Below are 418 nucleotides of genomic sequence, written 5' to 3'. Positions count from 1 at the left end.
AGCGACACCTACGACATTCTTATTGTCGGTGGTGGCGTAACCGGAGCCTACGCGGCGTTGGATGCCAGTCTGCGTGGCTACCGGGNGCGCTGATTGAGAAAAGTGACTTTGCCTCAGGCACGTCATCAAAGTCATCGAAAATGGTACACGGCGGTCTGCGCTATATCGAACAAGGGAATCTGGGGCTGGTTCGCCACTCTTTACTCGAACGCCAGCGTATGCGGAGGAATGCCCGTCATCTGGTGCAACGGTTACCTTTTTATTCCCGGTACTCGATAAAAATGGCGTATTCGACAAGCGGATGTCTGCTGCATTTGAAAGCCTGCTCTGGACCTACGACCTTGCGGGAGGATGGCGGGAAGGCATCCTTCACCAAAAACTTACCCCTGCGGAAGTGCTGTCGCATTGCCCGACGCTC

General features: G+C 54.9%; 1 pseudogene. It reads left to right on the top strand.

Annotation, left to right across the window (positions count from 1 at the left end):
* Positions 1–140 precede the first annotated feature (140 nt).
* Positions 141–418 (top strand): annotated as a pseudogene (locus JTI85_RS21715) (hypothetical protein); the annotation flags it as partial.

It is taken from the genome of Citrobacter sp. Colony219, from assembly GCF_019382635.1.
Classification (GTDB): domain Bacteria; phylum Pseudomonadota; class Gammaproteobacteria; order Enterobacterales; family Enterobacteriaceae; genus Citrobacter; species Citrobacter youngae.
This window is presented reverse-complemented; position numbering and strand designations above follow the sequence as displayed.